This is a genomic window from Bacillus sp. FDAARGOS_235 (assembly GCF_002073415.2).
GTDB classification, from domain to species: Bacteria; Bacillota; Bacilli; order Bacillales; family Bacillaceae_G; genus Bacillus_A; species Bacillus_A toyonensis.
In genome coordinates, this window is sequence record NZ_CP020437.2 from 3,238,769 (window position 1) to 3,260,613 (window position 21,845).

At 36.2% G+C, this 21,845-nt stretch carries 19 protein-coding genes; 15 read left to right on the top strand and 4 right to left on the bottom strand.

Annotated features, from left to right (window positions below):
* Positions 1-89: 89 nt before the first annotated feature.
* Entirely contained in the window at positions 90-827 is a 738-nt protein-coding gene (locus A6J74_RS18530; RefSeq protein WP_000597144.1) for a polysaccharide deacetylase family protein, read from the bottom strand.
* A 208-nt stretch (positions 828-1,035) separates the two neighbouring features.
* Positions 1,036-2,109 carry a glycosyltransferase family 4 protein gene (locus A6J74_RS18535; RefSeq protein ID WP_000378305.1) on the bottom strand — a complete coding sequence of 358 codons (1,074 nt, stop codon included), beginning with the start codon at positions 2,107-2,109 and terminating at the stop codon, positions 1,036-1,038.
* A 435-nt stretch (positions 2,110-2,544) separates the two neighbouring features.
* On the opposite strand from A6J74_RS18535, the gene A6J74_RS18540 reads away from it, so the two are divergent.
* Both A6J74_RS18540 and wecB read left to right on the top strand, forming a co-directional pair.
* Complete coding sequence (locus A6J74_RS18540; RefSeq protein WP_000287626.1) at positions 2,545-3,915, top strand: UDP-glucose dehydrogenase family protein; 1,371 nt, start codon at positions 2,545-2,547, stop codon at positions 3,913-3,915.
* Between the two features lie 74 nt (positions 3,916-3,989).
* A complete protein-coding gene (gene wecB, locus A6J74_RS18545) occupies positions 3,990-5,105 on the top strand; it encodes a non-hydrolyzing UDP-N-acetylglucosamine 2-epimerase (protein ID WP_000140137.1) in 1,116 nt (371 codons plus the stop codon).
* Positions 5,106-5,145: 40 nt separating this feature from the next.
* On the opposite strand, the gene A6J74_RS18550 is transcribed toward wecB, so the two are convergent.
* Positions 5,146-6,276 (bottom strand): LCP family protein, encoded by a 1,131-nt coding sequence (locus A6J74_RS18550; RefSeq protein WP_000392749.1) that lies wholly within the window; start codon positions 6,274-6,276, stop codon positions 5,146-5,148.
* A gap of 73 nt (positions 6,277-6,349) precedes the next feature.
* Positions 6,350-6,985, bottom strand: a complete 636-nt coding sequence (locus A6J74_RS18555) for a YigZ family protein (protein ID WP_000926676.1) — start codon at positions 6,983-6,985, stop codon at positions 6,350-6,352.
* Positions 6,986-7,223: 238 nt separating this feature from the next.
* Here A6J74_RS18555 and A6J74_RS18560 point away from each other — a divergent pair, with 238 nt between their 5' ends.
* From A6J74_RS18560 to A6J74_RS18625, 13 genes are all read left to right on the top strand, one after another.
* Complete coding sequence (locus A6J74_RS18560; protein ID WP_000844774.1) at positions 7,224-8,066, top strand: DegV family protein; 843 nt, start codon at positions 7,224-7,226, stop codon at positions 8,064-8,066.
* Positions 8,067-8,237: 171 nt separating this feature from the next.
* Positions 8,238-8,552: a winged helix-turn-helix transcriptional regulator gene (locus A6J74_RS18570; protein ID WP_000400852.1), complete on the top strand. Its 315-nt coding sequence runs from the start codon at positions 8,238-8,240 to the stop codon at positions 8,550-8,552.
* A gap of 160 nt (positions 8,553-8,712) precedes the next feature.
* A complete protein-coding gene (locus A6J74_RS18575; protein WP_000499464.1) occupies positions 8,713-10,122 on the top strand; it encodes a C40 family peptidase in 1,410 nt (469 codons plus the stop codon).
* Positions 10,123-10,248: 126 nt separating this feature from the next.
* Positions 10,249-11,598, top strand: coding sequence for an ATP-dependent helicase ComFA (comFA, locus tag A6J74_RS18580; protein ID WP_000948469.1), 1,350 nt, complete (start codon positions 10,249-10,251; stop codon positions 11,596-11,598).
* A complete protein-coding gene (locus A6J74_RS18585) occupies positions 11,598-12,302 on the top strand; it encodes a ComF family protein (protein ID WP_000543526.1) in 705 nt (234 codons plus the stop codon). The genes comFA and A6J74_RS18585 overlap by 1 nt, the downstream gene beginning before the upstream one ends.
* A gap of 126 nt (positions 12,303-12,428) precedes the next feature.
* Positions 12,429-12,626: a cold shock protein CspC gene (gene cspC / locus A6J74_RS18590; RefSeq protein WP_002045823.1), complete on the top strand. Its 198-nt coding sequence runs from the start codon at positions 12,429-12,431 to the stop codon at positions 12,624-12,626.
* A 318-nt stretch (positions 12,627-12,944) separates the two neighbouring features.
* Positions 12,945-13,487, top strand: a complete 543-nt coding sequence (gene hpf / locus A6J74_RS18595) for a ribosome hibernation-promoting factor, HPF/YfiA family (protein WP_000671188.1) — start codon at positions 12,945-12,947, stop codon at positions 13,485-13,487.
* A 274-nt stretch (positions 13,488-13,761) separates the two neighbouring features.
* Complete coding sequence (secA, locus tag A6J74_RS18600; RefSeq protein WP_000579396.1) at positions 13,762-16,269, top strand: preprotein translocase subunit SecA; 2,508 nt, start codon at positions 13,762-13,764, stop codon at positions 16,267-16,269.
* A 134-nt stretch (positions 16,270-16,403) separates the two neighbouring features.
* Positions 16,404-17,502, top strand: a protein-coding gene (gene prfB / locus A6J74_RS18605; protein ID WP_096001583.1) for a peptide chain release factor 2 whose coding sequence is annotated in 2 segments (ribosomal slippage) — positions 16,404-16,475 and positions 16,477-17,502 — 1,098 coding nt in all. Because the reading frame shifts where the segments join, the coding sequence is not laid out codon by codon here.
* A 564-nt stretch (positions 17,503-18,066) separates the two neighbouring features.
* On the top strand, positions 18,067-18,390 hold the full coding sequence (gene cccB / locus A6J74_RS18610; protein ID WP_000727967.1) for a cytochrome c551: 324 nt from the start codon (positions 18,067-18,069) through the stop codon (positions 18,388-18,390).
* Positions 18,391-18,753: 363 nt separating this feature from the next.
* Entirely contained in the window at positions 18,754-19,398 is a 645-nt protein-coding gene (ftsE, locus tag A6J74_RS18615; RefSeq protein WP_002093048.1) for a cell division ATP-binding protein FtsE, read from the top strand.
* On the top strand, positions 19,388-20,281 hold the full coding sequence (ftsX, locus tag A6J74_RS18620) for a permease-like cell division protein FtsX (protein ID WP_000645031.1): 894 nt from the start codon (positions 19,388-19,390) through the stop codon (positions 20,279-20,281). Before ftsE ends, ftsX begins: the two co-directional genes overlap by 11 nt.
* A gap of 118 nt (positions 20,282-20,399) precedes the next feature.
* Entirely contained in the window at positions 20,400-21,836 is a 1,437-nt protein-coding gene (locus tag A6J74_RS18625) for a S41 family peptidase (protein ID WP_000830311.1), read from the top strand.
* Positions 21,837-21,845: the final 9 nt, after the last annotated feature.

Here is a 21,845-nt window from a genome sequence, read left to right on the forward strand (position 1 = left end):
AACTTCATCACTATTTAAAATTTTACACAAAAATGAGAAGGGTGGGAAGAGAAAAATAAAACAGCTTTAGCATATAGGAACTAAAGCTGTTACAATCTTGTGTCTTTCCAAAAATTAACTTCGAGATGGGAAGAGGGATTATAAGGAAGAAGTTTGTATCCTTGTGACTGTAAATAATCGATTACTTTTGGCAGTATTTGTACAGTGACACTTGAATCATGCATTAAAATAACTTCGACTTGTTCATCACTTTGATTACGTACTCTTTCTAGTATGGCAGAAGGATTGTCATAGCTTTTCCAATCATATGTATCAATTGTCCAATCCCACATTTTATATCGAGCTGATACAAGAGCATCACGATAATTTTTTTTTAAGTAAGGCATGCTACCGTATGGAACGCGGACGAGGTGTGTATTTAATTTTGTAACTTGCTGGACAATGTTTTGAGTTTGTTCCATTTCTGTAATTAAAGTGGAAGGATCGCCAGTATAAAGGCGTTTTACATCGTGTGACATACTATGAAGTCCAATATAATGTCCGTCTTTAATTAATCGCTGCATCGTCTTTTGGTAATGCGGTACTTTTCCGCCAATAACAAAGAAGGTTGCTTTTCCATTCTTTTCTTTTAAAATGTTTAAAATTTGCATCGTATATTTGTTTGGTCCGTCATCAAATGTTAAATACGCAATCTTTTGTGTAGGAGAGGTCGTTTCAGCATTTGGATGATGTTCAGCAGGAATAATTGTAGTTGCTTCAGGATTAGATGACGTGTATATAGTAATTGTGAAAAATAAAATGATACATTGAAATACTCGCTTGATCATAACATTCACCCTCAGTTTGACAATCAAGATGTAAAAAATAAAATTTGATACTTTTTTTATTATGTATATCTTTCTCCAATAAAGGGACTCTCAAACAATCTATATTTTGGAAATGTCAAATAAGGAGTAAAAAAATAAAAAATAGCATCCTCTTCAAAGAAAGAGGATGCTATTTGAATATTTCATAATTGTAAAGGCTATACTACAATTAGTCTTCGCGTTTTTTCATTTTTTTATAGAAGGAAATAATTGGTTTGTAACGTTCGTGTACAAGGCCGATTATTTCAGCAATGATTTCTGTGAAGAAGATTAAAATGAAAAGAAGAATAATGGATAACCATAATGTTGCACTAGTGAAAATAATGGCATTTACACTAAAGAAGATACCGAATGCGTATATAATTAGTACCGTTTTACGATGAGAGAATCCCATTGCAAGCAAACGGTGATGTAAATGCGATTTATCTGGTGCTGAAATAGGTTTTTTATTTACGATACGGCGGATAATTGCGAATGCCGTATCAAATACAGGTACACCTAAAATGATAACTGGAACGATGAAGCTGAATAACGTTACACTTTTGTATAATCCAAGTAACGATATGACAGAAATACAGTATCCTAAAAATAGTGCTCCTGTATCTCCCATGAAAATTTTTGCTGGATGGAAGTTATAGAATAAAAATCCAAGTGTACTTGCAAGTGCAATTAGTGCTAGAGGCAAAATGATAGCTGTTCCAGTACCCCATGGGCTAGTGAAGGCCATATATGCCAGCGTTGCAAGTACGATAGATGAAATTCCAGCGGACAATCCATCTAATCCGTCAATTAAGTTGATTGCATTTGTAATACCTACAATCCAAAACACTGTAATTGGATAAGCAAGCCATCCAAGTTCAGTATCCCCGAGGATTGGAATATATAATACTTGCACTAATAATCCACTTTTTACAATCATAGCTGCAACTAATAGTTGTCCACCGAATTTTACCTTCGCAGATAGTTCGTACATATCATCTAAAATCCCGATGATTACAATGATAATCGCACCTAATGTTATCGATAACATTCTTTGTTCATATAACCCGCCAACAACAAATCCTACAGCTACACCGATAAATATTGCTAATCCGCCAAGACGAGGCATAATCTTTTGGTGTACTTTACGCGCATTTGGCTTATCTGTTGCTCCTATTTTAAAAGCTAATTTAATAACTAAAGGAGTAACGACGAGTACAGTGATGAAAGATGCCAAAATGGCATAAATCACTTGTGAGTCCATTAATACCCCACCTTTTTATAGTCTAACATAATTTTTTAGTTTATTTATCTGAAAATTATGATGTTTATTTGCAGGCTCATAACATATGGTATCACAAAAAGATTAGAATTCAATCTTTTTTTCTTTTTGTAGTAAGTGGAAGTGAATAGAAGATATGACAATTGTATATGGAATGTTAGCTCATTTAAGAAGGTTGCGTTTGTTGGTATTTATAATAGACCATTTTCGCGCCTCTCCTATAGTGAGTATTTTTATTTCAGTATTATAAGTGTTACACGTAGAAATGAGTAAGTCTCGTGTTAAAATATGGTAATTTATATTCTCTTATGTAATTTTACAAAAACTTAAAAAAGTATGGAAAAGGTAATTCATATAATAGAGAAGTAAAATGTTTTCTCATTTTTAATATGAGAGGAGGAAGCACAGGGGAATTCTATGTATTCGTATATTTTCTATTGTATATTCCTGTGCGAAGGGGAAATGAAAATTACGATAATTGGTACTGGATATGTTGGATTAATTACAGGAGTAGGTTTGGCAAAACTGGGACATTCGGTCACATGTTTTGATACAGATTATGAAAAAATTGAACGGATAAAACAAGGGGATTTACCTATTTATGAATGTGGCTTACATGAATTAATACATGATGCGTATAAGTGTGCAAAGTTAACTTTTACAACAAGTAAATTAAAAGCTTTTAAAAATGCTGAATTTATATTTATTGCGGTTGGAACACCATCATTAGCAAATGGGAGAGCTGATTTAACGTATATTAAGCGTGCGTGTGAGGATATTGGGACATACGTGCATAACGATATTATTGTTGTTACGAAAAGTACAGTTCCTGTAGGTACAAATGAAGCGATGCAGGGATGGATTGAGGCGAAGTTACAAGGGAGGCACAAATTACATGTCGTATCGAATCCAGAGTTTTTACGAGAAGGTTCCGGTATTTATGATTTCTTCCATGGTGATCGTATTGTAATTGGAGCGGATGATGAGAAAGTTGCACGGAAAGTAGAGGATTTGTATAGCGCATTATGCTTGCAAACGTATATTACAGATATTAAGAGTGCAGAGATGATTAAATACGCGTCTAATGCATTCTTGGCTACAAAAATTAGCTTTATTAATGAAATTTCAAATATATGTGAGAAGGTAGGAGCAAATGTATTAGATGTAGCAAAAGGAATGGGGATGGATAAGAGAATTGGTACCCATTTTTTACAGGCGGGCATTGGATATGGGGGATCGTGTTTTCCGAAAGATACGAAAGCACTTGTGCAAATGGCAGGAAATGTTTCTCATGATTTTCGTTTGTTAAAAGCGGTCATTGAAGTGAATAATAAGCAGCAGTTGTTATTAGTTGAAAAAGCGAAAAAAGTAATAAATATGAATAAGAAACGGGTTGCAGTTCTTGGAGCAGCATTTAAACCGAATACAGACGATATTAGAGAAGCACCATCTCTTATTATCATACAAGAATTGATTAATATAGGTGCGGATGTAGTTGTATACGATCCGAAAGCAATTCAGCATGTACAACAAACATTTGGAAAGACGATACAATATGCTGAATGTATAGATGAATCGATTAGAGGCGCGAGTGCAGTTTTTATCGTAACGGAATGGGAATCTATTCGAACATATCCATTAGAAAAGTATGTACAACTTATGGGGGAGGCTATTCTATTTGATGGGAGAAATTGTTATACTAATGAGGATGCTAGAAAGCAAGGGATAGATTACTACTCAGTGGGACGAAAGAATGTTTGTAATAATCATGTTGCTACTATTCGATAAAAAGAGCAAGTTCCTTGTTTATTCTTATACGTCATAATAGAAACTGTAACTAGTGAGAGAAAAGAGGCAATAAAATGACTGAACGTTTAAAAGTAATGACAATTTTCGGGACACGTCCAGAAGCAATTAAAATGGCACCTCTTGTATTAGAGTTGCAAAAGCATCCAGAAAAAATCGAATCAATTGTGACTGTAACAGCACAACATCGTCAAATGTTAGATCAAGTATTAAGCATCTTTGGAATTACGCCAGATTTCGATTTGAATATTATGAAAGATCGTCAAACTTTAATTGATATTACAACGCGCGGTTTAGAAGGTTTAGACAAAGTAATGAAAGAAGCAAAGCCTGATATCGTCCTTGTACATGGTGATACAACAACAACATTTATTGCTAGCTTAGCTGCTTTTTATAATCAAATTCCAGTAGGTCATGTTGAAGCTGGACTTCGTACATGGGATAAGTATTCTCCATATCCAGAAGAGATGAATCGTCAATTAACAGGTGTAATGGCAGACCTTCATTTCTCACCGACAGCGAAATCAGCAACGAACTTACAGAGAGAAAATAAAGATGAGTCACGCATTTTCATAACAGGAAATACAGCGATTGACGCACTGAAAACGACTGTAAAAGAAACATATAGTCATCCGGTACTAGAGAAGCTTGGAAATAATCGCCTTGTACTGATGACAGCGCATCGCCGTGAAAACTTAGGTGAACCAATGCGTAATATGTTCCGTGCAATTAAGCGCCTTGTTGATAAACATGAAGATGTGCAAGTTGTGTACCCTGTTCACATGAACCCTGTTGTTCGTGAAACAGCAAATGATATTTTAGGAGAACATAGCCGTATTCATTTAATCGAGCCGCTAGATGTGATTGATTTCCATAATGTTGCAGCTCGTTCATACTTAATGTTAACTGATTCTGGCGGTGTTCAAGAAGAAGCACCATCACTTGGCGTGCCAGTTCTTGTTCTACGTGATACAACAGAGCGCCCAGAAGGTATTGAAGCAGGTACGTTAAAATTAGCAGGAACAGATGAAGAGACAATCTTTAATCTTGCTGATGAGTTACTATCTGATAAAGAAGCTCATGATAAGATGGCGCAAGCATCTAACCCTTACGGTGATGGTCGTGCATCAGAGCGTATTGTTGAATCAATTTTACAACACTTTAATAAGTAAATAAAAAAGAGCCAAATCGTATAAGAGTTGGCTCTTTTTGTTATTCCTGATTTCTCATAATCCACTCTGCATGAGCATTTGTGGAAGGGGGCGGCTCAGTTGGTGTTTTGTTCGGGTTTGTTTCTTTCTTTGCTTTTTCGTTAGAGTTAGAATTTGAGTCAGGATTTGATGAATCGGTTTTTGTATTTGGATTTGTTGGAGTTTTTGCTTTTTCCCCTAGTTCTTTTTCTATTTCATTACGTACCGTCTCTACACCGATTGGATCCGGAAGGAAGTAATAAATACCGCCTATTTTTTTGTCTTCTCCTTCAAGTTTTAACGTTTGTATTGTAGAAGGATCAAAACCAGAAAGTTTATTGTAAAGAGCAAGTCCGTCTGAAATAGGAATGTCGGTTTTTATATATTTTCCAACGACAGTCGTTAAATCTTTAATTTTAAATACAGTAGAGGCAGAATTCAGTTTTTGAGCAACAGCGGCTAGCAATTGTCTTTGTCTAGCGGCTCGGCCATAATCGCCGTTTGGATCCTGCTTTCGCATACGGACGTAAGCGAGTGCCTCTTCACCGTTTAAGTTTTGTTGCCCTTGCTTAAATTGGATTTTTTTGTAGTAATCCACGTCAGAGCGCTCCCAAAAATCGAAAGGGACATCAACGGTAACACCGCCAACAGCATCAACGATACCTTTAAAGCCTTGGAAATCAATTTTAATATAATGGTCTACAGGAACTTTTAGAAAACCTTCGACAGTTTTGATTGCCATTTGTTCTCCACCATAAGCATGCGCAGCGTTAATCTTATCTTCTTTGTCCTTTCCGACAATTGGAACGCGACTATCCCGAGGAATACTCATAAGTGAAATCCTTTGAGTTTTCGGATTGACTGTCGCAAACATTAATGAGTCTGTACGCCCATTTTGACCATCTGTTGCATAATCTTCTATACCCATAATGAGGATTGTAAAAGGTTCCTTTGTAATTTCTACATCTTTAGTTCTTAAATCTGATTTTTCACGACTAAATCCACTATACATCCCCATAAGAGAAGTGTAGGAATTTAATATATAGACTCCTACACTGCCAAATAAAAATGCGAAAATAAAGAAGTAGAAAAGTTTTCTTCTTCGCTTCTTTTTTATTCTGCGATTTTGGAGATGATGATAACGTTCTTCCATATATAATCTCCTTAGTTCATTGTAGAGAAGTTCTTCACTACATTAATCTTTAAAGGTGATAATTTCATTATTCTTAGATAAGATCTTGCTCTAAGTACAACATATCTCCTTCTGTAATTGTACATTTCCCATTTGTTAATTCAATCATCCAATCTGTGAATGCTTGTTTCCCATCTTCTTCTACAAACGTATCAAATGTGACATTTTCTAAATAATGTATATCTTTAATGACATATTTTGAATGGCGTAATTCATTTTCTAACTTGCCAAGTAAAGTGTAATCAATCCCGGTTTGTATAACCCGCACTAGTTTTCGTTCGACAATGCCGACGTGATTAATACCTTCGCTTGTACATTTTCCGTATGCGCGAATTAATCCACCTGCACCGAGTTTAATGCCACCAAAATAGCGTGTAACGACAACAACAGTATCTTTTAAACCTCGTTTTTTTAATACCTCTAACATAGGTACACCAGCTGTGCCGCTCGGTTCACCGTCATCGTTCGCTTTTTGAATTTGATCTTGTTCGCCAATTAAATACGCTGAACAGTTATGTGTTGCATTCCAATGCTGTTTTTTTATTTTTTGTATAAACGCTTGCGCTTCTTCTTCAGTTGTAGCTCTATTTACATAACAAATAAATCTTGATTTTTGAATGACAATTTCGTGTTCGCCATAGTCTTTTATTGTTAAATATTGTAATAACAATGGTATACGCCCCTATCTGTCAAAATGACTAGTACTTTACATTTTAAAAGCGGGCGTTTTTATATTCAAACATTTTTTATAAATAAGCTGAAATTTTTGATGGGTATTTTATCTTTTTGTTGTAATTTGTCGAGATGCTGAGTATAATTTTCAACCGGTATTTTTATGTATGGATGCACCTTTTTTAGTTTTCGTGTAAAATTAGGGGATAAAAATTTTTTATAAGGCAGGTACGAGAATGAAAACAGCTATTGTTACTGATAGTACAGCATATATACCGAAGCATATTCGTGACGAACTAAATATATATATGATTCCATTAAACGTTGTATTTGGAACAGAATCTTATCAAGAAGAAGCTGAAATTTCAGTAGATGATTTTTATGTAAAAGTACGTGAGCAGGAAGAACTTCCGAAAACTTCGCAGCCAGCGATTGGAAAGTTTTTAGAGTTATACGAAGAATTATCTAAAGAATATGATGCAGTTATTAGTATTCATCTTTCAAGTGGAATTAGTGGTACATACCAAACAGCGACGACAGCTGGACAGATGGTAGAGGGTATTGAAGTATATACGTATGACTCTGAAATTAGTTGTGAAGTACAAGGATTTTATGTACGTGAAGGCGCGAAATTAGCAAGTGAAGGAAAAACACCAGAAGAAATTACCGCTCGTTTTGATGAAATGAAGCAAACGATGGACGCATATTTTGTAGTGGATGATTTACATCATTTACAACGTGGTGGAAGATTAAATAGTGCGCAAGCTTTCATCGGTAGCTTGCTACAAGTGAAGCCAGTTTTATATTTTAGAGAGAAAGTCATTATTCCATTTGAAAAGATTCGTACACGTAAAAAAGCGCTAAAACGTATCGTTGAAATTTTTGATGAACAAGCAAGTAAAGGTGTACCTATGGAAGCAGTTATCATTCATGCGCAACGTGAAGAGGAAGCGAATGAATGGAAGCAAGAATTAGAAGCAAAATATCCTCATGTCGCAATTCGCACGGGTTATTTTGGTGCTGTAATTGGTACGCATTTAGGTGAAGGTGCACTTGGTCTTGGATGGTATACGAAGTAATAAGATAGAAAAGGCTCTCTTTTTGAAGAGGGTTTTTTTACGGAAATGTTACGTATAGTTGACAAGTTAATATTTGGAAATGATAAAATGTACGTAAAATAAAATATGAGGAAAGTTTTATAACTTACTTTTTACAAGAAACTATATTATAATAGAAGAGAGGTGAAACATATGGAGCATAATTCTTGTTTATGTCCAAAGTTTGAGTCAGCTTTTACTTTGCTTAGTAAAAAATGGACTGGCTTAATCATTAAATCTTTGCTAGAAGAGCCGAAACGTTTTAGAGAAATCGCAGATATTATACCGAATATGAGCGATCGTATGTTGTCAGAGCGTTTAAAGGAATTGGAAAGCGAAGGCATTGTAGTTCGTAATGTTTATCCAGAAGTACCAGTTCGAATCGAGTATGGCTTAACTGACAAAGGAAAAGCGTTAGAAAGTGTTATGGATGAAGTCCAAAATTGGGCTGAGAAATGGATGAAATAGCGTTTCAATTTCATTTATATTTGCATTTGCATATTTAATAAAACGTAAGGGACACCTTGCGTTTTTTCTTTGTTTATAACATTGAGGAAAAATTAAAAAATTCTACACATACATACAAAAATATACGTATTTTGCGCTAGATGCACATATAATATTACATTTGTTTTACAAAAACGTAACATTGGCAAAAAAAATCCCGAATTATGGTATAAATTTTATAGGTTATATACGGAAAAAAGAAAAAGAAAGCGGTGTAAAAAATAAAATGAAAAAGCTAAAAATGGCGTCTTGCGCATTAGTTGCAGGGTTAATGTTTTCAGGATTAACACCAAATGCATTTGCAGAAGATAATATTTCTGACGTGAAATCACAAATTAATACACAAAATGACACTTTACATAAACAACAACAAGAACGTGATGAATTACAAAAACAAATGAACGAATTAAATAAAACAATTCAAGGTTTAGATAAGTCTGTTCAAGAAAATTCTTCAAAGCTTGATGAAACAACGAAAAAAGTTGCTGATACTGAGCAATTAATCGAAAAGAAAAATAAAGACATTGCGGAACTACAAACGAAAATCGCAAAACGTGAAGACTTATTAAGAAAACGTTTAGTTGCGCTTCAAGAACAGCCGAATACGAACGTTGTAACAGAAGTTCTTGTAAACTCTAAAAACGTTGCAGATTTAGTTGATCGTTTAACTTCTGTTTCTAAAATTCTTGAGTCTGACGAAGATATCATGAAAACACAACAAGAAGATCAAGCGAACGTGAAAAAGGATGTTGCAACAGTAAAAGAAAAACAAAAAGAATTAAAAGAAGCACAAGCTCAAATTGAAACTGCTAAGAAAGAACTTGACGCTGAAAAAGCGAAAAAAGAAACAGCAGTAAACGATTTAAGTGGTAAAATGGATACAGTTGTAACGACGATGACAAGTACGGAAGATCAATTGAAAGAGCTTGAAAAACAAGCATTACAATTACAACGTATGGCTGAACAGGAAGCACAAGCAAAAGCTGCACAAGAAGCCGCTGCTCAAAAACAAGCAGAACAAGCTGCTAAAGAAGTGCAAGCGCCTGCTCAACAAGTTGCACCAGCGAACAACGGTGGACAAGCTCAAAAAGAAGAGCCTAAACAAGAAGCACCTAAACAAGAAACACCTAAACAAGAAACACCTAAACAAGAGAAGAAACAACCAGAGCCAGCTCCAGCTTCAAATGCGGGTGGCGTAATTGGTAAAGCACAACAATACTTAGGTATGCCATATGTTTGGGGAAGTGCATCTCCATCAAAAGGTGGTTTTGATTGTAGTGGATTCATTTCTTACATCTTTGGTGTAGGTCGTCAAGACGTTAACGGTTACTGGAACTCAGTTTCTAAAGTAAGTAGCCCACAACCTGGAGATTTAGTATTCTTCCAAGGTACTTATAAAGCAGGTCCATCTCACATCGGTATTTACGTTGGTAATGGCCAAATGATTCATGCTAGTGATAAAGGAATTGCGTACGGTGATATTAACAGTTCATACAACAAAAAACATTTCTTAGGATACGGTCGATTCTAGGATTTATAAACGAATAAAACACGTGTATAAAGTCGATAGCTTACTATTTTATAAGTAGGTTATCGGCTTTTTTGTGTTTTTACGAAATTACGGGAAAGGTTTATAGTGTGCTAGAGGTGATGGTCCATGTTATCTGGGAAACAGTTATTATTAGAAGAACTCTCTACAGACGTACGGGATAATTTAGATGATTTGAAGAAGAAGGGAGAGGTCGTATGTGTACAAGGTGTAAAAAATAAGGCTTCTACATATATGTGTCAGCGTTGCGGAAATATAGCACAAAGACTCTTTTCGTCATTTTTGTGTAAAAGGTGTAGTAAAGTCTGCACATATTGCCGGAAGTGCATAACGATGGGGAGAGTTAGTGAATGTGCTGTACTTGTTCGCGGAATTGCCGAAAAAGAAGGAGAAATGGATGTAAATCCGTTACAGTGGAAAGGAAATTTATCTACTGGCCAGGAGTTGGCTGCGCAAGGTGTTATGGAGGCTGTTAAACAGAAAGAATCGTTTTTTATTTGGGCTGTGTGCGGCGCTGGAAAAACAGAAATGTTGTTTTATGGTATTGCAGAGGCACTTCAAAAAGGAGAAAGAGTTTGTATCGCAACGCCGAGAACGGATGTTGTACTTGAATTAGCACCGAGATTGAAAGAAGTATTTCCGAATATAAATGTAGCTGCTTTATACGGTGGAAGTTTAGATCGGGAAAAAGATGCAGCGTTAGTCGTTGCGACCACCCATCAGCTATTGCGTTATTATAGAGCGTTTCATGTCATGATTGTAGATGAAATAGATGCCTTTCCATACCATGCAGATCAAATGTTGCAGTATGCGGTAAAACAAGCGATGAAAGAGAAGGCGGCATGTATTTATTTAACTGCAACTCCAGATGAAGAGTGGAAGCGTAACCTTAGAAAGGGGAAACAAAAAGGTATCGTTGTTTCTGGACGGTATCACCGTCATCCGTTGCCAGTCCCCAAATTTTGCTGTTGCGGAAACTGGAAGAAAAGCCTCATCAATAAAAGAATTCCTCAAGTTTTACTACAATGGTTAAAAGTATACTTAAATAAAAAGCACCCCATTTTTTTATTTGTTCCCCATGTGCGATATATAGAAAAAATGAGTCGGTTATTGAAGCTGTTAGACGATAGAGTTGCCGGTGTGCATGCAGAAGATCCAATGAGAAAAGAAAAAGTTGCAGCTTTCAGAAAGGGAGAAATTCCTTTATTAGTTACAACGACGATTTTGGAGAGAGGAGTAACGGTGAAAAATTTGCAAGTTGCGGTTTTAGGGACGGAAGAAGAAATATTTTCAGAAAGTGCACTCGTACAAATTGCAGGCCGGGTAGGTCGTAGTTTTGAAGAGCCGTATGGAGAGGTCATTTATTTTCATTATGGTAAGACAGAGGCGATGGTGCGCGCGAAAAAACACATTCGAAGTATGAACAAAAATGCGAAAGAACAAGGGTTGATCGATTAATGCATTGCTTACTTTGTGAGGAGGATATTTCATACGCGATTAGTTGGTGCAATTTTTTTGTTAAGGCTCACAAAAAGTATATATGTGATAGATGTGAGCAAAAGATTTCCTATATTATAGGAGAGATTTGTAGAGAGTGCGGACGGTCTTTAGATCCATTGCCAGCTGAATATAAAGAAGGTGACATTTGCAAGGATTGTGTACGATGGATGAATGTGGAGAGTTATCGACCTTTAAAAAATCGTTCATTATACATGTACGATAATGAGATGAAAGGAATACTAGCGCAGTTTAAGTTTCGTGGTGATGCTGAGTTAGTTCGTATTTTTCATCTTCCTTTTCGAAGTTTATTTCAACAGTATTTTGCTAACGTTTCAACCGTTATCGCTGTTCCGCTTAGTAAGGAAAGGGAATATGAACGTGGTTTTAATCAAGCTGAGCTATTAGCAGCTTGTTTGCCTGTTGGTCTTTCTTATCCGTCATTAAGAAGAAGGGAAACAGAAAAACAAAGTAAGAAGACGCGCAAAGAAAGGATGTTGGGAAGCAATCCTTTTTATTTTCAGGGTGAAGAGATGTTTCATGGGCAACATATTTTACTCGTTGATGATGTGTATACGACAGGTATTACAGTTAGGCAAATTGGGAGTCTTTTATATGATAGAGGGGCAAATGAAGTTTCTAGTTTGACGCTCTGTAGAAGTTAATCTGTAACTGTCGAAAGAGATAATAAAAAGACGATAAGTCTTCTTTGACTTCGTAAGTTGTCATTCGTTATAGTCAGAATATGGGGCGAATGCCCTGATTTTTAGAGTGAAGGGAATGGAATGAACATGCAAGGAAAAGTGAAATGGTTCAATGCAGAAAAGGGATTTGGGTTTATTGAGCGTGAAGATGGTGAGGATGTGTTTGTTCATTTTTCTGCTATTCAACAAGATGGGTATAAGTCATTAGAAGAAGGGCAACAAGTGGAGTTTGATATTGTAGATGGAGCACGTGGACCACAAGCAGCTAATGTTGTGAAACTGTAGGGATATTGTTTTTGGGAAGAGAAAGCTGCGTTTGTGGCAACGTTATATATAGTAGAACCTCTTGTTTTTCGCAAGAGGTTTTTGTTATGGGGTGAATTGTCAAAAAGTTGTTTCTTTTCTGTAACGAATTGTCCACAGTTATATTCGTTACTCACGATGTTAATAGGATAAAATAAAGGTAGAAACGATGCATCTTTTCATTTCAACAAAAAACGATAAAAAAATCGCAATTCCACTAATTTTTTTAAAAAAGTTAGAAGGAGTTTTTAAGCCGATGTCGAAATTATAGTACATAGGCTTGAAAGGAGGAATTCATCTATGAAATTCAACATTCGTGGTGAAAATATTGAAGTAACTCCAGCATTAAAGGAATATGTAGAGAAAAAACTAAGTAAGTTAGAGCGTTATTTTGATACATTCCCAGAGATTAAAGTTAATTTAAAAGTATACTCTGACAAGCAACGTGTCGAGGTAACAATTCCGTTTACTGATTTATTACTTCGTGCAGAAGAAACTAATAGCGATATGTACGCTGCTATCGATTTAGTAGTTGATAAAATTGAGCGACAAATTCGTAAACATAAAACAAAAGTAAATCGTAAGTTACGTGAGAAAGGTTCTGTGAAAACTAACTTTATTCTTCCAGAAGCAGTAGCTGTTCTGGATGAGGTAGAAGAGGATGAATTAGAACTTGTACGTACAAAACGATTCGATTTAAAACCGATGGACGTTGAAGAAGCGATCTTGCAAATGGATATGCTAGGGCATAATTTCTTCGTCTTCACAAATGCTGATACAAATGAAACTAATGTTGTATATGGCCGTAAAGACGGAAAATATGGTTTAATCGAAACTAAATAATAATTCGAAAGCGCAGCCGAAAGAGGCTGCGCTTTTTTTGCTGAAAATAGATTTTTAAAAAACTTTTCCTAATTTAGAACGAGACATTCGGCCGATTGTTGTCATAGTTATAAGACAAGTGTTACAATTATCATTAGGTATATACATTTTAGTTTTTTTAATTAGGAGAAAAATTGGCATAACATACATTTGATTTTTATAACGACTGATTGTAATAGAAAAAGAAAAAACAATCGGAAGTTTTATTTTAATAAAAAAGAGGAGCGTATTTCCTATGATCGGTATTTTAAAAAAGGTATTTGATGTAAATCAACGCCAAATTAAACGTATGCAGAAGACAGTTGAGCAAATTGATGCATTAGAATCATCTATTAAGCCACTAACAGATGAACAATTAAAAGGAAAGACGCTTGAGTTTAAAGAACGTCTAACAAAAGGTGAGACAGTAGATGATCTACTTCCTGAAGCTTTTGCGGTTGTTCGCGAAGCTGCGACTCGTGTTCTTGGAATGCGTCCGTATGGCGTGCAGTTAATGGGTGGTATTGCTTTACATGAAGGGAATATCTCTGAGATGAAAACGGGTGAAGGTAAAACGTTAACATCTACATTACCTGTATATTTAAATGCTTTAACAGGAAAAGGTGTTCACGTTGTTACAGTCAATGAATACTTAGCACAACGTGATGCGAGCGAAATGGGACAACTTCATGAGTTCCTTGGCTTAACAGTAGGAATTAACTTAAATAGTATGTCACGCGAAGAGAAGCAAGAGGCTTATGCTGCTGATATTACGTATAGCACAAATAATGAGCTTGGATTCGATTACTTACGTGACAATATGGTTTTATATAGAGAGCAGTGCGTTCAGCGTCCACTTCATTTTGCTATTATCGATGAAGTCGATTCTATTTTAGTCGATGAAGCACGTACGCCGCTTATTATTTCGGGACAAGCTCAAAAATCAACAGAGCTATACATGTTTGCAAATGCATTCGTTCGTACATTAGAAAATGAAAAAGAGTATTCATTCGATGTGAAAACGAAAAATGTAATGTTAACTGAAGATGGTATTACGAAAGCAGAGAAAGCTTTCCATATTGAAAACTTATTTGATTTAAAACATGTTGCACTTCTTCATCATATTAATCAGGCACTTCGTGCGCATGTTGTTATGCACCGTGATACAGACTATGTTGTACAAGAAGGTGAAATCGTAATTGTAGACCAATTCACTGGTCGTCTTATGAAAGGGCGTCGTTATAGCGAAGGTTTACACCAAGCGATTGAAGCAAAAGAAGGCGTAGAAATTCAAAATGAAAGCATGACGCTTGCGACAATTACGTTCCAGAACTACTTCCGTATGTACGAAAAGTTATCTGGTATGACTGGTACAGCGAAAACGGAAGAAGAAGAATTCCGTAATATTTATAATATGAATGTTATCGTAATTCCAACGAACAAAGATATTATTCGTGATGACCGTGCTGATTTAATCTTCAAATCAATGGAAGGTAAATTCAATGCAGTTGTTGAGGATATTGTAAATCGTCATAAACAAGGACAACCTGTACTTGTTGGTACAGTTGCAATTGAAACGTCAGAGCTTATTTCAAAAATGTTAACACGTAAAGGTGTACGCCATAATATTTTAAACGCGAAAAACCATGCGCGTGAAGCAGATATCATTGCAGAAGCTGGTATTAAAGGTGCTGTAACAATTGCGACGAATATGGCTGGTCGTGGTACGGATATTAAATTAGGCGATGATATTAAAAATATCGGTCTAGCGGTTATCGGTACAGAGCGTCACGAAAGCCGTCGTATTGATAATCAGTTACGTGGTCGTGCTGGTCGTCAAGGGGACCCTGGTGTAACGCAGTTCTATTTATCAATGGAAGATGAACTAATGCGCCGCTTCGGCTCTGACAATATGAAAGCGATGATGGATCGTCTTGGTATGGATGATTCACAGCCGATTGAAAGTAAAATGGTTTCTCGTGCAGTAGAATCTGCGCAAAAACGTGTAGAAGGAAATAACTATGATGCACGTAAGCAGTTATTACAATACGATGATGTGCTTCGTCAGCAACGTGAAGTTATTTACAAACAGCGTCAAGAAGTAATGGATTCTGAGAACTTACGTAGTATTATTGAAGGTATGATGAAATCTACAGTAGAACGTGCTGTTGCGCTTCATACACAAGAGGAAATTGAAGAAGATTGGAATATTAAAGGTCTTGTTGACTACTTAAATACAAACCTTCTGCAAGAAGGCGATATAAAAGAAGAAGAATTACGTCGTCTTGCTCCAGAAGAAATGAGCGAGCCGATTATCGCGAAATTAATAGAGCGTTACAACGACAAAGAAAAGCTTATGCCAGAAGAGCAAATGCGTGAGTTCGAAAAAGTTGTTGTATTCCGTGTAGTAGATACGAAATGGACAGAGCATATTGATGCGATGGACCACCTTCGTGAAGGTATTCATTTACGTGCTTACGGTCAAATCGATCCACTTCGTGAGTATCAAATGGAAGGATTCGCAATGTTCGAGTCAATGATTGCTTCTATTGAAGAGGAAATCTCTCGTTACATTATGAAAGCTGAAATTGAACAAAACTTAGAGCGTCAAGAAGTTGTTCAAGGTGAAGCTGTTCATCCATCTAGCGATGGCGAAGAAGCGAAGAAAAAGCCTGTTGTAAAAGGTGATCAAGTGGGCCGTAACGATTTATGCAAATGTGGTAGTGGCAAGAAATATAAAAACTGCTGTGGCATTGTAAGCTAATAAAAACTGCGGCTGTTGAATTCAGCTTGTTTTGCAAATTATAATAAAAAGGATTAAACTCTCTCCCTAATAAGTGGAGAGAGTTTCCCTTGTTTTCATACGAAAGTAATAGCAATTACATAGAGGTGAAGGAAATGGAATTAGTAGAAATTAGACAGGAATTAGAGAAAATGGCTAAGAGATTAGCGGCTTTTAGGGGGTCTCTTTGACCTCCCTACTAAGGAGAAACAAATTGCAGAATTAGAAGAAAAAATGATGGGCGCAGGATTTTGGGATGACCAACAAGGCGCTCAAACTGTAATTAACGAAGCAAATGCGTTAAAAGATATGGTTGGAAAGTTCCGTCAGTTAGACGAGACGTTCGAAAACTTAGAAGTAACGCATGAACTCTTAAAAGAAGAATATGATGAAGATTTACATGAGGAATTAGAATCGGAAGTAAAAGGCTTAATTCAAGAAATGAATGAGTATGAGCTTCAATTACTATTAAGTGATCCTTATGATAAAAATAATGCGATTTTAGAATTACACCCAGGTGCAGGTGGAACAGAGTCACAAGACTGGGGTTCTATGTTATTACGTATGTATACACGCTGGGCTGAAAAACGTGGATTTAAAGTAGAAACAGTTGACTACTTACCAGGTGATGAAGCTGGTATTAAGAGTGTTACTTTATTAATTAAAGGTCATAACGCTTACGGTTATTTAAAAGCAGAGAAAGGTGTACATCGTCTTGTACGTATTTCACCGTTCGATTCTTCAGGCCGTCGTCATACATCATTTGTATCTTGTGAAGTTGTACCTGAGTTCAATGATGAAGTTGAAATTGAAGTGCGTACAGAAGACTTAAAAATTGATACGTACCGTGCAAGTGGAGCTGGTGGACAGCACATTAATACGACAGATTCAGCAGTTCGTATTACACATACACCGACAAATACGGTTGTAACGTGTCAGTCGGAGCGTTCTCAAATTAAAAACCGTGAGCATGCGATGAAAATGTTAAAAGCAAAATTATATCAAAAGAAATTAGAAGAGCAACAAGCACAATTAGATGAAATCCGCGGGGAACAAAAAGAAATTGGATGGGGTAGCCAAATTCGTTCTTACGTATTCCACCCGTATTCTCTTGTAAAAGACCATCGTACAAATACAGAAGTTGGTAACGTACAAGCAGTTATGGATGGAGAAATTGATCCATTTATTGATGCTTACTTACGTTCTCGCATCTAATAACCAGTGGGGGAATCCCCACTGATTATTAGCTTTAACAAATCTGACTTTTACGGGCAGCCCGACCCTCACCTAACTTCTTTGCTTTTGTTGAATTTTGAGGTAGGGGTCTTACTACCCAGTAAATAGTGGGATAAGAGAAAAAGCCAACAAAATTGTTGGCCCATGCTGAGAAAATAGAGGATATACAACGTTTTATTTATATGGATGAAGTACAGGGGAAGAGAAGTTGGAAACGACAACTTCTCTTTTTGATGGGGTTATATGCAGAATACAATGTTGTATATTGTTTTGTAAAAAGTAGAGAATAGTAAAACAGAGCGGCAATAGAGTAAGATTTTATAAAGAACTTTTTTGATTTGCCTTTTAAAAAGATTCTTTATAGAAGTTTTTACGTTGTTCACAGAATTGAAACAAATTATGGAAGCTTTATTTTATCAGGGTTCTCACTGTATTTTTCAAGAATATGAAATATACCTTAGTTTTTCTATATAAAGATAATGCTTATAATAAAAATGAGTGTGTTAGGAATGAAAAGAATATCAACAATGGGGAGCGATAGAATTGAAAAAGAAATTGTTGGCTATTGCACTAGGTACATCAGTCGTTTTTGCTTTAGGAGCATGTGGAAATAAAGAAGAGAGTAAGCCTTCGAAACAATCTGCAAGCACAGATAGCCCAGAGCAAATTTATCAAAAAAGTTGTATAGGCTGCCATGCGAAAGATTTATCAGGAGCAACTGGACCGGATTTACGAAAAGTAGGGCAGAAATATGATGCAGCAGAGATTGAAAAGATTATTGAAAAAGGTCGCGGTTCAATGTCACCGGGAATTATTCAAGGTGAAGATGCGAAAAAAGTAGCTGAGTGGTTAGCTGAACATAAATAAAAAGAGAAAAATGGGCGAGTTGATTATATAATCTTATCTAAAAATGACTTTGGATAAGAGTTATAACAACTCGTCTCCTTTTTCTGGGATGTAACATAACTGTAACAAAAATGTATCCGAACTGGAAACCGTTTGATGTTACAATGAGGTTTGTAGAATTTTGCTGAAATATATTACATAGAGTAGCGGTGCGAATAAAAAGCATGTAAGTAAGCTGCCTTCAACAAGAATGGTTAAATGAAAATAAAGGATTCCTTTTTATTTTCACATGTACAGAAAAGTATTTCGAAAAAAAAATCATTAAGCATTGGGTGATAAATAATGATAAAAATGACGAATGTTTATAAGGAGTACCCGAATGGTATGAAAGCCGTTGCTGGTCTCACAGTTAACATTAAACAAGGTGAATTCGTATACGTAGTTGGACCGAGTGGAGCCGGAAAATCTACATTTATTAAAATGATGTATCGTGAAGAAAAGCCAACTACAGGATCTATTAATGTAAATGGACTTACTATCGAATCATTGGCAGAAAGAGATGTTCCATATTTCCGTCGTCAATTAGGCGTGATTTTCCAAGATTTTAAATTATTACCTAAATTAACGGTATATGAGAATGTTGCGTTTGCTTTAGAAGTAATTGAAGAAGAACCAGATGCGATTCGTGAGCGTGTTACTGAAGTGTTAGGACTAGTAGGTCTAGACGATCGTGCAGACGCACTTCCAAGTGAACTTTCAGGTGGAGAGCAGCAACGTGTGGCTATTGCAAGAGCGATTGTTAATAGACCAAAGGTTGTAATTGCCGATGAGCCAACTGGTAATTTAGATATTGAAACAGCTCTTGATATTATGAAGATCTTTACACGCATTAATGAGCGTGGTACAACGATTGTTATGGCGACGCATAATGCAGATATCGTAAATACAATCCGTCATCGTGTAATCGCGATTGAAGGCGGAAAAATTGTTCGAGACGAGATTGAGGGAGGATACGGATATGAAGGCTAAAACCCTTAGTCGACATTTGCGAGAAGGTGTAAAAAATCTATCCCGTAACGGATGGATGACATTTGCTTCTGTAAGTGCAGTAACAGTTACATTATTACTTGTAGGTGTCTTTTTAACAGCGATTATGAATATGAACCATTTTGCTACAAAAGTAGAGCAAGATGTAGAAATTCGTGTACACATTGATCCAGCAGCAAAAGAAGCTGATCAAAAGAAATTAGAAGAAGATATGAGTAAGGTCGCGAAAGTAGATTCTATTAAATACTCTTCTAAAGAAGAAGAATTGAAACGTTTAATTAAAAGTTTAGGCGATAGTGGAAAAACGTTCGAGTTATTTGAGCAAGATAACCCACTGAAAAACGTATTTATTGTAAAAGCGAAAGAGCCAACTGATACAGCACAAATTGCGAAAAAGATTGAAAAAATGCAGTTTGTAAGTAACGTTCAATACGGTAAAGGTCAAGTTGAAAAATTATTTGATACTGTAAAAACAGGACGTAATATCGGGATTGCATTAATTGCAGGTCTTTTATTCACAGCGATGTTCTTAATCTCTAATACAATTAAAATTACAATTTATGCTCGTAGTACTGAGATTGAAATTATGAAACTTGTAGGTGCAACAAACTGGTTTATTCGTTGGCCGTTCTTGCTAGAAGGATTATTCCTAGGAGTATTAGGATCAATTATTCCAATTGGTCTAATTCTAGTTACGTATAATTCACTGCAAAGTGTGTTTAATGAAAAACTTGGCGGAACAATTTTCGAGCTTTTACCATACAGCCCATTCGTATTCCAATTAGCTGGTTTATTAGTGTTAATCGGTGCGTTAATCGGTATGTGGGGAAGTGTAATGTCAATTCGTCGCTTCTTAAAAGTATAAAAAGTTGCAAACATAATTCGTACAAGCTTATCATATAGTAGAAATAGGTAAAGGCATCACACGCTGTGTGATGCCTTTTGCTACACCACCTGTGTGTTTTGGAAAGGGGAATTCCGCATTGAAACGTAGAGTTGCAATTATTGGAATGGTTGTTGCATTTTTAATTGGTGCTGGCGGAATGTTTGCAGGAATGTCTGTATTTGGGGTTAACCCAGCAGAAGTAACGCAAACAATTTCGAGTGGGAACGCTAGCACGACGCAAGGGAATTTGGCAAAAATTAATGAGGCATATGGACTAATTGATTCACGTTATGTGGAAGACGTGAAAGATGACAAGTTAGTTGAAGGTGCAATACAAGGCATGTTGTCTACGCTGAAGGACCCTTATTCCACGTATATGGATAAAGAAACAGCCAAACAGTTTAGTGAATCACTTGATCCTGAGTTAGAGGGGATTGGGGCTGAGGTGAACAAAACAGACGGTAAGCTTATTATCGTATCGCCAATTAAAGGTTCACCAGCAGAAAAGATTGGAATTAAGCCGAATGACCAAATTTTATCTGTAGATGGAAACAGTGTAAAAGACTTATCGCGTGAAGAAGCTGTATTAAAAATTCGTGGTAAAAAGGGAACGACTGTCGCGATTGAAATTAAACGTGCAGGAGTAACTGATCCGATTGTATTCAAAATTAAGCGTGAAAAAATCCCAATCTTCACGGTAGTTAGTACTGTGAAACAAGAGAATGGAAAAGATATCGGTTATATGCAAATTACTTCTTTTGCTGAAAATACAGCGAAAGAATTTAAGGATCAGTTAAAAGAGTTAGAGAAGAAAAACATAAAAGGTTTAGTTATTGACGTTCGTGGTAATCCTGGTGGCTATTTAAATAGTGTAGAAGATATACTAGGAGAAATTATGACGAACAAAAAGCCGATGCTACAAGTAGAGCAGCGAAATGGTGAGAAAAAGCAAATCTCTACAGAGCTGAAAGAGAGGAAGCCATATCCAATTTCAGTATTGATTGATAAAGGAAGTGCTTCTGCTTCGGAAATTTTAGCTGGCGCATTGAAAGAAGGAGAAGGTTACGATCTAATTGGTGAAACAACATTTGGTAAAGGAACTGTTCAGCAAGCCGTTCCGTTTAAAGATGGCAGTAACATTAAATTAACGATGTTCAAATGGTTAACTCCAGATGGAAACTGGATTCATAAAAAGGGAATCAAGCCAACTGTAGAAGTGAAACAACCAGATTACTACCATGCGACGCCAATTCAAATTGAAAAAACACTTTCATACAATTCAAATGATGTGCAAGTGAAGCATGCGCAAGAGATGCTGAAAAGCTTAGGTTATGTACCGGGGCGTGAAGATGGCTACTTTAGTAAAGAGACAGAATCAGCACTGAAAGCATTCCAAAATGCGAATGAGATGGAAGCGACAGGACAGCTTGATAAAAAGACAGCCGAGGCAATTCAAACTAAAATCATTGAAAAAATCCGTTCTGGAGAAAATGATCTACAATTACAGGCAGCATTAAAATTAATAGCGAAATAAGAAGAAATA

Bases quoted from the DNA above. Each gene is read 5' to 3' on its own strand.
- A6J74_RS18530 (WP_000597144.1), bottom strand. From the start codon at position 827: ATGATCAAGCGAGTATTTCAATGTATCATTTTATTTTTCACAATTACT.
- secA (WP_000579396.1), top strand. From the start codon at position 13,762: ATGATCGGTATTTTAAAAAAGGTATTTGATGTAAATCAACGCCAAATT.
- cspC (WP_002045823.1), top strand. From the start codon at position 12,429: ATGCAAGGAAAAGTGAAATGGTTCAATGCAGAAAAGGGATTTGGGTTT.
- ftsE (WP_002093048.1), top strand. From the start codon at position 18,754: ATGAAAGCCGTTGCTGGTCTCACAGTTAACATTAAACAAGGTGAATTC.
- A6J74_RS18550 (WP_000392749.1), bottom strand. From the start codon at position 6,276: ATGGAAGAACGTTATCATCATCTCCAAAATCGCAGAATAAAAAAGAAG.
- A6J74_RS18540 (WP_000287626.1), top strand. From the start codon at position 2,545: ATGTATTCGTATATTTTCTATTGTATATTCCTGTGCGAAGGGGAAATG.
- comFA (WP_000948469.1), top strand. From the start codon at position 10,249: ATGTTATCTGGGAAACAGTTATTATTAGAAGAACTCTCTACAGACGTA.
- ftsX (WP_000645031.1), top strand. From the start codon at position 19,388: ATGAAGGCTAAAACCCTTAGTCGACATTTGCGAGAAGGTGTAAAAAAT.
- A6J74_RS18585 (WP_000543526.1), top strand. From the start codon at position 11,598: ATGCATTGCTTACTTTGTGAGGAGGATATTTCATACGCGATTAGTTGG.
- hpf (WP_000671188.1), top strand. From the start codon at position 12,945: ATGAAATTCAACATTCGTGGTGAAAATATTGAAGTAACTCCAGCATTA.
- wecB (WP_000140137.1), top strand. From the start codon at position 3,990: ATGACTGAACGTTTAAAAGTAATGACAATTTTCGGGACACGTCCAGAA.
- A6J74_RS18535 (WP_000378305.1), bottom strand. From the start codon at position 2,109: ATGGACTCACAAGTGATTTATGCCATTTTGGCATCTTTCATCACTGTA.
- A6J74_RS18570 (WP_000400852.1), top strand. From the start codon at position 8,238: ATGGAGCATAATTCTTGTTTATGTCCAAAGTTTGAGTCAGCTTTTACT.
- A6J74_RS18560 (WP_000844774.1), top strand. From the start codon at position 7,224: ATGAAAACAGCTATTGTTACTGATAGTACAGCATATATACCGAAGCAT.